At 69.6% G+C, this 13,632-nt stretch carries 13 protein-coding genes; 1 reads left to right on the forward strand and 12 read right to left on the reverse strand.

All coding sequences use genetic code 11. The annotated features are described in order from the left end of the window. The 3 genes from ABZ484_RS29840 to ABZ484_RS29850 form a co-directional block, all read right to left on the reverse strand. A partial coding sequence (locus tag ABZ484_RS29840; protein ID WP_358869032.1) for a family 20 glycosylhydrolase occupies positions 1 to 1,190 on the reverse strand: 1,190 nt, incomplete at its 3' end. Between the two features lie 75 nt (positions 1,191 to 1,265). Then, positions 1,266 to 1,556: a DUF3039 domain-containing protein gene (locus tag ABZ484_RS29845; RefSeq protein WP_358869033.1), complete on the reverse strand. Its 291-nt coding sequence runs from the start codon at positions 1,554 to 1,556 to the stop codon at positions 1,266 to 1,268. A 28-nt stretch (positions 1,557 to 1,584) separates the two neighbouring features. After that, a complete protein-coding gene (locus tag ABZ484_RS29850) occupies positions 1,585 to 2,157 on the reverse strand; it encodes a YqgE/AlgH family protein (protein ID WP_358869034.1) in 573 nt (190 codons plus the stop codon). Positions 2,158 to 2,443: 286 nt separating this feature from the next. Here ABZ484_RS29850 and murA point away from each other — a divergent pair, with 286 nt between their 5' ends. Further along, complete coding sequence (murA, locus tag ABZ484_RS29855; protein WP_358869035.1) at positions 2,444 to 3,784, forward strand: UDP-N-acetylglucosamine 1-carboxyvinyltransferase; 1,341 nt, start codon at positions 2,444 to 2,446, stop codon at positions 3,782 to 3,784. Between the two features lie 420 nt (positions 3,785 to 4,204). Here murA and ABZ484_RS29860 read toward each other — a convergent pair whose 3' ends face one another. From ABZ484_RS29860 to ABZ484_RS29900, 9 genes are all read right to left on the reverse strand, one after another. Further along, positions 4,205 to 4,486: an HU family DNA-binding protein gene (locus ABZ484_RS29860; RefSeq protein WP_003990598.1), complete on the reverse strand. Its 282-nt coding sequence runs from the start codon at positions 4,484 to 4,486 to the stop codon at positions 4,205 to 4,207. Between the two features lie 376 nt (positions 4,487 to 4,862). Then, on the reverse strand, positions 4,863 to 6,305 hold the full coding sequence (locus ABZ484_RS29865) for an NAD-dependent malic enzyme (RefSeq protein WP_358869036.1): 1,443 nt from the start codon (positions 6,303 to 6,305) through the stop codon (positions 4,863 to 4,865). A gap of 475 nt (positions 6,306 to 6,780) precedes the next feature. Further along, entirely contained in the window at positions 6,781 to 9,240 is a 2,460-nt protein-coding gene (locus tag ABZ484_RS29870; protein ID WP_358869037.1) for a UvrD-helicase domain-containing protein, read from the reverse strand. Between the two features lie 99 nt (positions 9,241 to 9,339). Further along, complete coding sequence (locus tag ABZ484_RS29875; RefSeq protein ID WP_358869038.1) at positions 9,340 to 10,158, reverse strand: zf-HC2 domain-containing protein; 819 nt, start codon at positions 10,156 to 10,158, stop codon at positions 9,340 to 9,342. Further along, positions 10,158 to 10,742, reverse strand: coding sequence for a sigma-70 family RNA polymerase sigma factor (locus ABZ484_RS29880; RefSeq protein WP_030167252.1), 585 nt, complete (start codon positions 10,740 to 10,742; stop codon positions 10,158 to 10,160). The genes ABZ484_RS29875 and ABZ484_RS29880 overlap by 1 nt, the downstream gene beginning before the upstream one ends. A gap of 321 nt (positions 10,743 to 11,063) precedes the next feature. Further along, complete coding sequence (locus ABZ484_RS29885; RefSeq protein WP_358869039.1) at positions 11,064 to 11,495, reverse strand: DUF6193 family natural product biosynthesis protein; 432 nt, start codon at positions 11,493 to 11,495, stop codon at positions 11,064 to 11,066. 260 nt (positions 11,496 to 11,755) lie between these two features. Then, on the reverse strand, positions 11,756 to 12,121 hold the full coding sequence (locus ABZ484_RS29890; protein ID WP_358869040.1) for a polymorphic toxin type 27 domain-containing protein: 366 nt from the start codon (positions 12,119 to 12,121) through the stop codon (positions 11,756 to 11,758). 242 nt (positions 12,122 to 12,363) lie between these two features. Beyond that, positions 12,364 to 12,924 carry a hypothetical protein gene (locus tag ABZ484_RS29895; protein WP_358869041.1) on the reverse strand — a complete coding sequence of 187 codons (561 nt, stop codon included), beginning with the start codon at positions 12,922 to 12,924 and terminating at the stop codon, positions 12,364 to 12,366. Positions 12,925 to 12,942: 18 nt separating this feature from the next. Beyond that, positions 12,943 to 13,626 (reverse strand): polymorphic toxin-type HINT domain-containing protein, encoded by a 684-nt coding sequence (locus tag ABZ484_RS29900; protein WP_358869061.1) that lies wholly within the window; start codon positions 13,624 to 13,626, stop codon positions 12,943 to 12,945. Positions 13,627 to 13,632: the final 6 nt, after the last annotated feature.

A 13,632-nucleotide genomic window follows, 5' to 3' on the forward strand; every position in this document is an offset into this window, starting at 1 on the left:
CCGACGAACCACGCCTGCAACTCGTCCTCGTCGGCCAGCCCGAGTTCCCGGATGCGGGCCTGCGCCGTGGGGGAGGCGCGCCACTGGTCCTTGGGGCACTCGTCGCCGCCGATGTGGAAGAAGTCCGAGAATCCCGTGGGGCCCGTGGCGTCGGCCGGGAACAGGTCGAGCAGTTCCTCGAAGACGCCCTCGTAGAAGCGCAGGGTGTCGTCGGTGGGGGCGAGTACGTTCGGGTTGACCCCCCAGTTGTCCCAGACGGTGAGGGCGGTGGTGTCGATGACGTCGGTGTTGCCGAGTTCCGGGTACGCGGCGATGGCGGCCTGCGAGTGTCCGGGGACGTCTATCTCCGGGACGACGCTGATGTGCCGCTCGGCGGCGTAGGCGACGATCTCGCGGATGTCGTCCTGGGTGTAGTGGCCGCCGTGCGGCTTGTCCTCCCACAGCGGGGAGGCCCGGTGACCGACCTTGGTGCGTGAGCGCCAGGAGCCGGTTTCGGTCAGTTTCGGGTACCGCTTGATCTCCACCCGCCAGCCCTGGTCGTCCGTCAGGTGGAGGTGGAGCACGTTGAGTTTGTGCGCCACCATCAGGTCCAGGTAGCGCAGGACGCCGTCCTTCGGCATGAAGTGCCGGGCCACGTCCAGCATCAGCCCGCGCCAGCGGAAGCGGGGCGCGTCCTCGATGACCTGGGCCGGGATCGCGTGGGCGGCGCCCGGTCGCACGGGGGCGCGGCGGAAGGCCTCCGGGCCGAGCAACTGGCGCAGCGTCTGCGCGCCCCAGAAGACCCCGGCCGGTCCGCCGCCACGGATCTCGACACCGCCGTCGGTCACGCAGAGCCGGTAGGCCTCGGGCTCCAGGGTGTCGTCCAGGTGCAGCCGCACCGAGTTCGCCGCCTGCTCCTGACCGACGGCCGGCGCGGCGGCGGTCACGGCGGACGGCGTGGCGGCGGTCGCGGCGGACGAGGCGACCGACACAGCGCCCGACGCGGCGATCGGCGGCCCGCCCGGCCTGACGGCCGGCAGCGGCAGCCCGAGGGCCGCACCGAGCGTGGTCCGCAGCCAGCGCTCGGCGGTGTCCGTGCCGGGAGCGGCCCGCAGAGTCGTGTCCTGGTCGAACAGGAACGCGCCCCGCACCGGACCGGCGACGGCCCGCGCCGCCGGAATCACATCGTTCTCGATCTCGTCCTGCGCCACGGACGGAGCCTAAGGACTACCGCGGGGCGCCCACAAGAGGTCTGGACCACTGAGGTCCGAACCACTCCCCGGCGGCTACTTGCCGCCGCCGCCCTTGCCGCCCTTGTCGTCGCCGCCGCTGCCCATGGACTCGTAGATCTCCTTGCACAGGGGGCACACGGGGTACTTCTTCGGGTCGCGGCCCGGCACCCAGACCTTGCCGCACAGCGCCACGACGGGCGTCCCGTCCAGGGCGCTCGCCATGATCTTGTCCTTCTGGACGTAGTGGGCGAAGCGCTCGTGGTCGCCGTCGCCGTGGGACACCTGCGGCGTCGGCTCTACGAGGGTTCCCGTACCAGTCCCGCGCTCGGGCTCGAGAGTGCTCATACGGCAAGGGTACTGAAGCGTCCGGAGTTCAGTTGAGCGATGGGTCGTCCGGATATGTGGCGACCATCGCCAGCTCGTTGCGCTGCCGGCGCAGCACCTCGCGCCAGAGCCGCTCGGGGGACGGCGAGGACACGTCGCCGGGCTCCGACTCGACGACGTACCACGCCCCTTCCACCAGCTCGTCCTCCAGCTGGCCGGGCCCCCAGCCGGCGTACCCGGCGAAGATCCGCAGCGATCCGAGGACGGAGGCCAGCAGCTCCGGCGGGGCCTCCAGGTCGACGAGTCCGATCGCACCGTGCACCCGGCGCCAGCCCAGCGGAGCACCCTCTCCGGAGGCGCCGCCCGGGATGACGGCGACGCCGAGCGCGGAGTCCAGCGACACGGGGCCGCCCTGGAAGACGACACCGGGCTCCCCGGCGAGGTCCGCCCAGCCCTCCAGGATGTCGCCGACGTCCACGGGCGTGGGACGGTTGAGGACGACACCGAGGGAGCCCTCCTCGTCGTGGTCGAGAAGGAGCACCACCGCACGGTCGAAGTTCGGGTCCGCCAGGGCGGGCGTTGCCACGAGCAGCCGCCCTGTGAGCGAGGACACCTCGGTCATGCCAGACATGATCCCGCATCTTGCCCGGGTGTGGGGAGCCAATCCGGCTACGGGAGTGAGGGCAGCTCACGGGGGCACGGGAGCGCCGAGGGCGCACGGCCCGGCGGTGACCCCATGTGCCCGGTCTGCGACGGTTCGTGTTGTGACACAGCCATGACGTGGCTGGGCGGTACTCGGGCTTACTTCAGGGGGGTGTACGGCGATTACTCTGTCTTCCCCGGCCCTGACCGACGTGATCGGCCGCGCCCGGCCACCCCCCTGCCCACCTCATCGGAACGCGAGATACATGAGCGTCAACGACGATGTCCTGCTTGTCCATGGCGGTACCCCGCTGGAGGGCGAGATCCGTGTCCGCGGTGCGAAGAACCTCGTGCCCAAGGCCATGGTCGCCGCTCTGCTGGGCAGTGAGCCGAGTCGGCTGCGCAATGTTCCGGACATCCGTGACGTGCGGGTCGTACGCGGTCTGCTGCAACTGCACGGGGTGACGGTCCGTCCGGGTGAGGAGCCCGGCGAGCTGGTGCTCGACCCGACCCGGGTGGAGAGCGCGAACGTGGCTGACATCGATGCCCACGCGGGCTCCAGCCGCATCCCGATCCTGTTCTGCGGTCCGCTGCTGCACCGTCTGGGCCACGCGTTCATCCCCGGCCTCGGCGGCTGCGACATCGGCGGCCGGCCCATCGACTTCCACTTCGACGTGCTGCGGCAGTTCGGCGCGGTGATCGAGAAGCGGGCCGACGGGCAGTACCTGGAGGCGCCCAAGGGGCTGCGCGGCACGAAGATCCGGCTGCCGTACCCGTCCGTCGGCGCGACCGAGCAGGTGCTGCTGACGGCCGTACTCGCCGAGGGTGTCACGGAGTTGTCCAACGCGGCCGTCGAGCCGGAGATCGAGGACCTGATCTGCGTTCTGCAGAAGATGGGCGCGATCATCGCGATGGACACCGACCGCACGATCCGCATCACCGGTGTGGACAAACTCGGCGGTTACACCCACCGCGCCCTCTCCGACCGCCTGGAGGCCGCCTCCTGGGCGTCCGCGGCGCTGGCGACCGAGGGCAACATCTACGTCCGCGGGGCCCAGCAGCGGTCCATGATGACCTTCCTGAACACCTACCGGAAGGTGGGCGGGGCCTTCGAGATCGACGACGAGGGCATCCGCTTCTGGCACCCCGGCGGGCAGTTGAAGTCCATCGCGCTGGAGACGGACGTGCACCCCGGCTTCCAGACCGACTGGCAGCAGCCGCTGGTGGTCGCCCTCACCCAGGCGACCGGCCTGTCGATCATCCACGAGACGGTGTACGAGTCCCGGCTGGGCTTCACCTCCGCGCTGAACCAGATGGGTGCGCACATCCAGCTCTACCGCGAGTGCCTGGGCGGCTCCGACTGCCGCTTCGGCCAGCGCAACTTCCTGCACTCGGCCGTCGTCTCCGGTCCGACCCGGCTCCAGGGCGCCGACCTGGTCATCCCGGACCTGCGCGGCGGCTTCTCCTACCTGATCGCCGCCCTGGCGGCCCAGGGCACCTCCCGCGTCCACGGCATCGACCTGATCAACCGCGGCTACGAGAACTTCATGGAGAAGCTCGTGGAGCTGGGCGCGAAGGTGGAGCTGCCGGCGCAGGCGCTCGGCTGACCGCCCTGAGCCGCGCCACCCGGGCCGAGCAAGCATCTTCCGGCTGGGGGCCCGGGGGTCATCCCCCGGACAAGCACAGCATGGAGAAGCTCGTGGAGCTGGGCGCGAAGGTGGAGCTGCCGGGGCAGGCGCTCGGCTGACCGCCCTGAGCCGCGCCACCCGGCCCGAGCAAGCACCTTCCGGCTGGGGGCCCGGGGGTCATCCCCCGGACAAGCACAGCATGGAGAAGCTCGCGGAGCTGGGCGCGAAGGTGGAGCTGCCGGGGCAGGCGCCCGGGTAGGGGACACCCGCGGCGGGTCACCCGCGGCGGCAGGCACGTACGACAATGGGGCGGCCCCCGGTGAAGGGGGCCGCCCCATTGACGTCGGTGCCTGACCTAGCGGGCCGCGTACGCCGTCCCGAGGCGTAGCAACGGCAAGGTCACTTGCCCTTGGCGGCTTCCTTGAGCTTGCTGCCCGCGGAGACCTTGACGCTGTAGCCGGCCGGGATCTGGATCGGCTCGCCGGTCTGCGGGTTGCGGGCGGTGCGAGCGGCACGGTGGGTGCGCTCGAAGGTGAGGAAGCCAGGGATGGTGACCTTCTCGTCCCCCTTGGAGACGATGTCGCCGACGACGTCGGCGAACGCGGCCAGCACGGCGTCGGCGTCCTTGCGGGTCACCTCGGCGCGGTCGGCCAGCGCGGCCACCAGCTCACTGCGGTTCATGTTGTTACTCCCGTGTTCTTCTTGCCGTTGAGGCGGGCCACGCGGCGGAGCCGCATGTCGGGCCAGCGAAGCCGATGCTGCCAGGGGCCTTTGCGGGTCCCCGGACCCGGGTCCCTCGTCAGACCCTCGCGCCCAGGGAGGCATCCTGCCCCCACCTGCGGCGGGAAAGCCAATCCGGCACCCGTAGGAGTCGTGAGAACACCCTTGGGAGTCACACGAAAAGAGGGCCTGCGCCTGGCGGCCACGATAAGGCGCGCCACTGACAACGCGTTCGGCGACGCGCCGTCGCAGGCCCACCGTGGCCATCGTCACGTCCGGGAGCCGCCACCCCCGGACGCCTGTTTTCAGTCAGTATGACCTGTTTGTCAAGTGATGCTCAGACGACACTCGTCGGGCTGCTGCTCACCGGGGCCGCCCCGGCCGCCTTGGCGGCCTCGCGCACCGCTCCGGCGACGGCGCCCGCGACCTTGTCGTTGAAGACGGACGGGATGATGTAGTTCGGGTTCAGCTCGTCCTCGGTGACCACGTCGGCCAGGGCCTGCGCGGCGGCCAGCATCATCTCGGTGTTGACGGTGCGGGACTGGGCGTCCAGCAGGCCGCGGAAGACGCCCGGGAAGACCAGCACGTTGTTGATCTGGTTGGGGAAGTCGGAGCGGCCGGTCGCCACAACTGCCGCCGTCTGCCGGGCGATTGCCGGGTCGACCTCGGGGTCGGGATTCGCGAGCGCGAACACGATCGCGCCGTCGGCCATGGCGGACACGTCCTCGCCGTCGAGCACGTTCGGGGCCGAGACGCCGATGAAGACGTCGGCGCCGCGCACGGCCTCCTTGAGGGTGCCGGTGAGGTTCTCGGGGTTGGTGTTGTCGGCGATCCAGCGCAGCGCCGACTCGGGGGCGGCGTCGACCAGGTCGTGGCGGCCGGCGTGCACCACGCCGTGGATGTCGGCGACGACGGCGTTCTTCACACCCGCCGCGAGCAGCAGCTTCAGGATGGCGGTGCCGGCGGCGCCGGCGCCGGACATCACGACCCGGACGTTCTCGATCGGCTTGTCCACCACGCGCAGCGCGTTGGTCAGGGCGGCGAGCACGACGATCGCGGTGCCGTGCTGGTCGTCGTGGAAGACGGGGATGTCCAGGGCCTCGCGCAGCCGGGCCTCGATCTCGAAGCAGCGGGGCGCGGAGATGTCCTCGAGGTTGATGCCGGCGAACCCGGGGGCGATCGCCTTGACGATCTCGACGATCGCGTCGGTGTCCTGGGTGTCCAGGCAGATCGGCCAGGCGTCGATGCCGGCGAACCGCTTGAAGAGGGCCGCCTTGCCCTCCATGACCGGCAGGGCGGCCTTGGGGCCGATGTTGCCCAGGCCGAGCACGGCGGATCCGTCCGTCACGACCGCAACGGAGTTGCGCTTGATGGTCAGGCGGCGGGCGTCCTCGGGGTTCTCGGCGATCGCCATGCAGACGCGGGCCACACCCGGCGTGTAGACCATGGACAGGTCGTCACGGTTGCGGATGGGGTGCTTGGACGCCATCTCGATCTTGCCGCCGAGGTGCATCAGGAACGTACGGTCGGAGACCTTGCCGAGCGTGACGCCCTCGATGCCGCGCAGCTTCCCGACGATCTCGTCGGCGTGCGCGGTGGAGGTGGCCGCGATGGTGACGTCGATACGGAGCTTCTCGTGGCCGGACGCGGTGACGTCGAGGCCCGTGACCGAGCCTCCGGAGGACTCCACGACGGTGGTGAGCTGCGAGACGGCGGTTCCGCTCGCGGGCACCTCCAGCCGGATGGTCATCGAGTAGGAGACGCTGGGCGCCGTTGCCATGGCCGACTTCCTCTGCTTTCACCGTGTCGCGAGTTGTAGCCGTCCGATCGTCGCACCTACCCCTGAGTACGTGGTAGTCGCCCCGGATTGCGGACGTTTTGTTCACAGGAGCAGCGCGCGTTTTCGGAAAACGACTTCCACCATACGAGAAACGATCGGACAAAGAAAGAGGCCCACGTCACTCGGTGACGTGGGCCTCCCACACGTTCATGACACCGACCCGCCATGCTCGCCTCGCGGCAAGTGGTCCCTCGAAGGGACGAAGGTTGGGCCCGGGGGCTTGGATCGAGCCGGTGTCACGGTCAAGGCTAACAAACAGATGCCGCGGGGCCATTCCCGTGGCGTCCGCTTCTGGTGGAATCAGCCCTGGATCCTGGTTGAACCAGTCCCTGGATCCTGGTGGAACCAGTCCTGGATCCTGGTGGGACCAGTTCCCTGGATCCTGGTGGGACCAGTCCCTGAGCGGGTTCGCCGTTCAGTCCCTGAGCAGGTCCGGCACCCCGGCCGCGTCCGGCTCGTCCCGCTCCGCCGAGACCACCGTCAGCTGCTGGGTGGCCCGGGTCAGGGCGACGTAGAGCACCCGCAGGCCGGCGGGCGACTCGTCGGCGATCTCCGCGGGCGAGACGACCAGCGTCGCGTCGTACTCCAGGCCCTTCGCCTCCAGGCTGCCCAGGGCCACCACCCGGTCCCCGAGGCCGGCCAGCCAGCGCCGGGCCTCCTCGCGCCGGTTCATCGCGACGACCACGCCGACCGTGCCGTCCACCCGGTCCAGCAGCCGCTCGGCCTCCGCCCGCACGGTGCTCGCCATCGAGTCCCGTACGACCGCGAAACGCGGCTGTACGCCCGTGGAGCGCACCGCCGACGGGGCCTGGGAGCCGGGCATGGCCAGGGCGAGCACCTTCGCGGCCAGCTCGGCGACCTCGGCCGGGTTGCGGTAGTTCACCGTGAGCTCGAAGCGCCGGCGCGGGCGGGTGCCCAGGGCCTCGTCACGGGCCTCGGCCGCCTCGTCCGGGTCGGACCAGGAGGACTGGGCCGGATCGCCCACGACCGTCCAGGTCGCGTGCCGGCCGCGGCGGCCGACCATGCGCCACTGCATGGGCGTGAGGTCCTGCGCCTCGTCCACGATGACGTGCGCGTACTCGGTGCGCTCCTGCGCGAGGCGCTCGACCCGCTCGCGCTGCGACTCCTCGCGCACCGGCATGAGCTCCTCCAGGCCGGTGAGCTGGTCCAGCGGGTCCAGCTCGCGCTTCTTCCGCGGGCGGGCCGGGGTGCCCAGGATCGCCTGGAGCTCGTCGAGCATCGCGATGTCGTGCACCGAGTACCCGTCCCGCTTCAGCGAACGGGCGACCCTGCGGATCTCGCCGGGGTTGAGGACCCGGCGCGCCCAGCGGCCCAGCCGCCGCTCGTCGGCCATGGCGGCGAGCACGCCGCGCGGGGTCAGCTCCGGCCACCAGGCGTCGAGGAAGGCGGTGAAGGAGTCCTCGCTCGTCACGTCCTCGTCGAAGGAGGAGCGCAGCTCGGCGGCCAGCTCGGGGTCCGTGTGCCGCGCTCCCGCGCCGGACCGCTCCCACAGGGCGTCCAGCAGCAGCTTGCGGGCGCGCGGGCGCAGCAGGTTGACCGGGGCGGTGCCGCCGAGCGCGGTGCGCCGGACGCGGTCCAGCTCCGGGCCCTCCAGCTCCAGCCGGCGTCCGAAGGCGACCACCCGCAGCCGGGTCGGCGGCCCGGTGGGGGCCTGCGGGGCGGCATCGCCTTCCGTGTCGTCACCGAGGGCGAGCTGCCCCACCGGGGCGGCCGCCACCGGACCGGCCGCGCCCGCGCCGGGGCCGCCCGCGGCGGGGCCCAGCTCCAGCGCGCCCCGCGCCGCCTTCCGCAGCACCCTCAGCATCCGGTACGAGCCCTTGGCGCGCGCCACGGACGGCGAGTCGTACAGCGTGGCCTCGGCGCCCTCGACCAGCGAGCCGATCGCGCGGATGGCGACCTGGCCCTCCTCGCCGAGGGAGGGCAGCACGCCCTCGGTGTACGCCACGAGCAGCGGGGTCGGCGAGACGATCAGGATGCCGCCCGCGTACCGGCGCCGGTCCTGGTAGAGCAGGTAGGCCGCCCGGTGCAGGGCGACCGCCGTCTTGCCCGTGCCCGGGCCGCCCTCGACGTACGTCACCGAGGCGGCGGGCGCGCGGATGACCAGGTCCTGCTCGGCCTGGATGGAGGCGACGATGTCCCGCATGGTGTGCGTACGGGCACGGCCGAGCGCGGCCATCAGCGCGCCGTCGCCGATGACGGGCAGCTCCCGGCTGTCCAGGAAGGCCGTCAGCTCGGGCCGCATCAGGTCGTCCTCGACGCCGAGCACGCGCCGCCCCTTGGAGCGGATCACACGGCGGCGGACGACCCGGCCGGGGTCGACCGGGGTGGAGCGGTAGAAGGGGGCGGCGGCCGGCGCCCGCCAGTCGATGACGAGCGGCGAGTAGTCCTCGTCGAGGACGCCGATCCGGCCGATGTGCAGGGTCTCGGCGATGTCGGCGGTGTTGTCGTGGCGCACCGCGCCCTCGGCGGGCTCCACGGCGGTGTAGGCGCCGTCGGGCCCCTTCTTGCCGTCCTTGCCGAGCAGCAGGTCGATACGGCCGAAGAGGAAGTCCTCGAACTCGTTGTTCAGCCGGTTGAGGTGGATGCCCGCGCGGAAGACCTGCGCGTCGCGCTCGGCGAGCGCGCCGGGAGTGCCGACCTGGCCGCGCTTGGCCGCGTCGTGCATGAGGAACTCCGCCTCGTGGATCTTCTCCTCGAGCCGGCGGTACACCCGGTCCAGGTGTTCCTGTTCGCCGCGGATCTCCTCGTCGCGCACGGAGTCGTGCGCGGCGTCCCGCGCTGCGCCGTGGCCTGCGCCGTGGCCTGCGCCGTGAACCGATTCGACCGCGGAATCCTGTTGAGCCTGAGCGGCCACCGGGCCCCCTTCTGACGTGCTGGGCAGCCGTCAACCGTACGCGAAGGGGACCCGTCGGCGGAAGCCGGGCGGCGGCCCGGGCACCTCACTGGCCGTTCCCTAGGCGTCCACCTGGACGAGCCGCTTACCGTCGAAGGTCATCACCTCGAAGTGATCGATCTGGTTCGGCTGGAAGGCCGCGCCGCCGCGGATGTAGAGCGGGTTCTTGGCCTCCTCGGTCTTGGCGTTCGGAACGCCGTAGCCCCAGCCGGGAACGGACCAGGACGTGAGGGTCTCCCGCTCGCCGTTCTTGCCGACGGCGATGAGCGAGCAGCGCTCCGGGCCCGTCACGTTCTTCAGCTGCAGGACCGCGTTGGTCCCCCAGTCCTTCTTCTCCAGGGCGACGGTCGCGGTGACGTGCGTGGCCGGGTCGGTGGCCGTCACCTTGTCGGACATGGCGTCGAAGGCGGCCTTCACGGGACTCGCGGCCACCGTGGGCGCCGAGCCGCCGTCCGAACCGCTGACCGCGTACACCGTGAGCGGGCCGCCGATGATCAGCGCCGCGGCCGCCGCGACCAGGTAGAAGCCCTTGCGGCGCTTGCGGGCGCGGTGCTCGGAGACCTCGTCGACCAGCTTCTCCACCAGCCGCGGACTGGGCTTCGCCGACAGGGACTCCCCGATCGCGGGGGTGCCGGCGCCCGGCAGGTCCGCGAGCGCGGCCAGCATCGGCTCCATCCCGGCCAGCTCGTCGAGCTGCTGGGCGCACCACTCGCAGGTGGCGAGGTGTGCCTCGAAAGCGGTCGCCTCGGCGTCGTCGAGGACTCCGAGGGCGTAGGCGCCGACGGTCTCGTGCTCATTCGGGGCCGGTGATCCCTGCATGGACCCTGACATACCCGAACCACCCGGGCCGAATCCCTGGTTTCCCCCGTAGATGCTCATCACGCCGTCACCCCCCGCTCCTCCAGAGCCAGCTTCATCGAACGCAGGGCGTAGAACACCCGGGAGCGGACGGTGCCGCTGGGAATGCCCAGCGTCTCGGCCGCCTCGTTGACGGTACGCCCTTTGAAGTAGGTCTCGACGAGGACCTCCCGGTGGGCCGGGGTCAGGTCGTCGAGCGCGTCCGACAGCGTCATCAGCCACAGCGCCTTGTCGATCTCGTCCTCCGCGGGGATGACCTCCAGCGGCGACGGATCGACCTCCTGCGGCCGGGCCTGCCGGCTGCGGTGGCCGTCGATGACGATGCGCCGGGCGACCGTCACCAGCCAGGGGCGTACCGAACCGGTCGCTCGATTGAGCTGGCCGGCGTTCTTCCAGGCACGGATGAGCGTCTCCTGCACCACGTCCTCGGCACGCTGCCGGTCTCCGGCGACCAGCCTGAGGACGTACGCGAGCAAGGGTCCGGCGTGCTCGCGGTACAGCGCGCGCATCAGCTCCTCGTCAGGTTCCGAGGGCTGTGAGGACATGCGATGTCGGGCCCTCGATCCACGTTCATTGGCCACGGCCGCATCCTTGCGCACGCCCACCTCCGGTGTCCGGGGGTTCCCCCAGTCGGTCGCTCCTGCACGGGTACGGATACGGAACGCCCCGCGTTCAAAGCGAGCCGTGCGATTTCTTCGGCGTGACGTGACGAGGGAGGACATGGGGGCACATTCCCCCCACTCGCCCTTTACGTTTCCGCCACACCGACAGGCGGGCCGCGCTGCCCGCGGACCCCGCCACCCAAACGGGGTGTTGCGCAAATCACACTTAGCCGGGCCCGGCCACCGAGGTCGGCGGCCTGGACCCCGAGGGCTGGGCCTGGCCTGCTCGCCACGGTCTCGCCCTCCGCGTCCTACTTCGCTGTCTCACGTGTCCTGAAAAGGGACCGCGTGTGCGAGCCAGCGTTCGTACGCGTCGACGACTTCCGTCCGACCGCCCCGCGCCAAAACCTCCCCCGCTTCCACGAGTTCATAGTTCTCGGCGCCGTATGCCCGGACGTGCGGGGTGTCGTACCTCGAGTCCCGTGAGGTCCAGGTCAGCCGGAACATGCCGTGGCCGTGGATCGGGAAGAGAGACTGCAGTGCGGGACGGCCGTGTGTGGTCTCGATGAGGTCGCGCCAGCGGCCCCGGGTGTCACGCAGGAGCAGACGCCACTTGGTCTCCAACTCGTCCCCGCAGGCGTAGGCCTCCTGGAGTTCATCGAATTCCACGAACGGCCATGCCGACACGAGAGTTCGCAGGTCCGCCCCGGACAGCCACATCCCGGCGGCGCCGGCCACCGCTTCAAGATCCGACACCGCTCCCTGGGCCAGGGCCGTGCCCCCTCGGGAGAACCCGACAGCAAGGCGCCGCTCCCCGGCCCCGGCGGTGACCGAGACCTTCGACCCACCCCGCTCGGCCGAGGCGACCACCCGCCCCATCGGTGTGTCGGGGGCGGACGAACCGGACCCCTTCTCCGCGCTCGGCGGCCACGATGTTCAGAGCATCCGCGAGCGAGCCGCTCGCGACGATCTCCGGGTATACAGCGGCGACGTCGTCGAGTCCCATGTTGCGCTCCCTACTGTCCGGCGCTCTTCCTCGGCGCCGCCCAGTCCAGCTCTGGGAGCTTCCCGAGTGGAACCCCGTGCATGTACCACTCGATTTTGTTCCAGTCCTGGTTGCCCACATACGCGTGGTAGCCAACGCGAGACATCTTCCATTGGGTGCCGGGTCCCCCCTCCCACCCATTCGCAACGCCGCGCCGATAGGCCTCAGCGAAGAGCTCCAACGGGGCGCTGTAATTGCTCGTTTCCGGGCCGAGCACTCCACCCAGGTCGACGGCGATGTTGACGTCGTCGTTCTTCAGGGCGTTGTTGACCTCGTCAACCCACTGAGGCGTGGCATTTCCGTGGAAGTAGCCGTAGTCCTCGTGGTTGAACGTCATGCCGCTCTCTATCGACTTGGCCAGCGCGTTCCCTGGTCCCCTGACGCCGAGGACTACGGTGTCGCCCGCGCTCGGAGACCGCCCAAGGGGCTTTTTCCACAGTGGTTGTGCACGAGCACCGGAGTTGTGCCCGCCAGCACATACTCATTATCAGCACGTCATAGCGCGGCTCAAGATTATCAAGTGATCACGCTCGAAGATCCATTCAAGCCACAGGCGCATTGCCGAATAGAAACCCCCGCTTAGGGTCGGCTGAAAGTGGTGGACTTGGTCCTATAGACCTGGCCCACCCCTTCCTCGGCTCGAATCTCAACGACGAAATCTGGCAAGGCCCCTTCGAGCGGACGCCCATCGGATCCAATCGACTCAGGCTCAGCCTTCCAGTCGACCAAATGAACGACCGCAGAATAGCGGCCACTCGGCAGCTCGATCCGATTTGCATCCCGCCCTGGAAGATCGCCCGCCTCCTCAAGCCCCCCAATGTAGAGCACACCCGGGGACGTCAATAGGTAGGGCTCAGAAGAAACGAGAACATGACGCCCTTCTCGCTCGGTGAGTCCCGAGCCTGAGAAGTTCCAGCGGATCAGTACTTCAAATACTCCATCTGCACCCACCCCGATGGGGACCAGAGCCCCAGCAGAGATGGCCTGGACCAGCAGCTCATCATCCGAGGCCCAGTCATCCCAGTCATCGGGATCGCCAGACTCCACGAAGTACTCGGTCTGCCAGAGAGCGCACAGGCCGGCATCAGTGCGAACAGTCCTCGAAATCTGCTGAACAGTCGGATCCATCAGCGCATCCATTCACAATTGCTGCGAGGGTCATTGGCGGGGAATGATGCGAACCTCATCAACTACATCCCCAATCTGGAGCCCTAGTCTCTTGATTTGTCGATCAATTCGAGGACCCAGACTGCGATTGACCGAGTAGTCAAGTGGCGACAAATTGCTTATGTCATCAGCGCCACCGAGCTGGAGGTCAATCACATGGTCAATGTCCATACCTTCTTCGGTTGTATTGCCTGCGTTCCGCCATAGGTCGGCGGCGCTAGTACTGCCTCGCGCGGCCTCGGCATCACTCACCACCAACCTATCAGCCGCGTTCAACGAAGCCACCTTGGCATCAGCGGCCTTAATCTGGTCTGCCGACCAGCCCTTCTTGTACTTGAGCGTAATAACGCACTTCTCCCCATCCGTATTGTGAACGAGGATCGGGACGCAGCCGTTCGTGGAAGTGTTGAGGGCGTCGCCGCGGTGGAGCTTGCCGGCCGGAACCCAGGTATGCGTGGTGTCATCCCAGAACGGGTGGTTGGCGGTGGTGTGGAGCGTGGCGGTGTGGCCGTCTTTGGTGCGGATGGTGAGGTCGAGCAGGTCATGGTCGTGGTTGATCCACACGTGCTGGACGGTGCGGGCGCCTTGGTGCTTGCCCGTCCCCGGATCGGCGGCTTCGACCTTGTCGCCAGTCTTGATCTTGCCGATCGGCTTGGTCTCACCGCTGCTCAGCAGGACGGG

This window comes from Streptomyces sp. NPDC006393 (genome assembly GCF_040628575.1).
Lineage (GTDB): Bacteria > Actinomycetota > Actinomycetes > Streptomycetales > Streptomycetaceae > Streptomyces.

What these genes read in the sequence shown, in the direction of transcription:
- ABZ484_RS29860 (WP_003990598.1), bottom strand. Translation starts at nt 4,486, where the DNA reads ATGAACCGCAGTGAGCTGGTGGCCGCGCTGGCCGACCGCGCCGAGGTG.
- murA (WP_358869035.1), top strand. Translation starts at nt 2,444, where the DNA reads ATGAGCGTCAACGACGATGTCCTGCTTGTCCATGGCGGTACCCCGCTG.
- ABZ484_RS29895 (WP_358869041.1), bottom strand. Translation starts at nt 12,924, where the DNA reads ATGGATGCGCTGATGGATCCGACTGTTCAGCAGATTTCGAGGACTGTT.
- ABZ484_RS29850 (WP_358869034.1), bottom strand. Translation starts at nt 2,157, where the DNA reads ATGACCGAGGTGTCCTCGCTCACAGGGCGGCTGCTCGTGGCAACGCCC.
- ABZ484_RS29875 (WP_358869038.1), bottom strand. Translation starts at nt 10,158, where the DNA reads ATGAGCATCTACGGGGGAAACCAGGGATTCGGCCCGGGTGGTTCGGGT.
- ABZ484_RS29890 (WP_358869040.1), bottom strand. Translation starts at nt 12,121, where the DNA reads ATGACGTTCAACCACGAGGACTACGGCTACTTCCACGGAAATGCCACG.
- ABZ484_RS29865 (WP_358869036.1), bottom strand. Translation starts at nt 6,305, where the DNA reads ATGGCAACGGCGCCCAGCGTCTCCTACTCGATGACCATCCGGCTGGAG.
- ABZ484_RS29845 (WP_358869033.1), bottom strand. Translation starts at nt 1,556, where the DNA reads ATGAGCACTCTCGAGCCCGAGCGCGGGACTGGTACGGGAACCCTCGTA.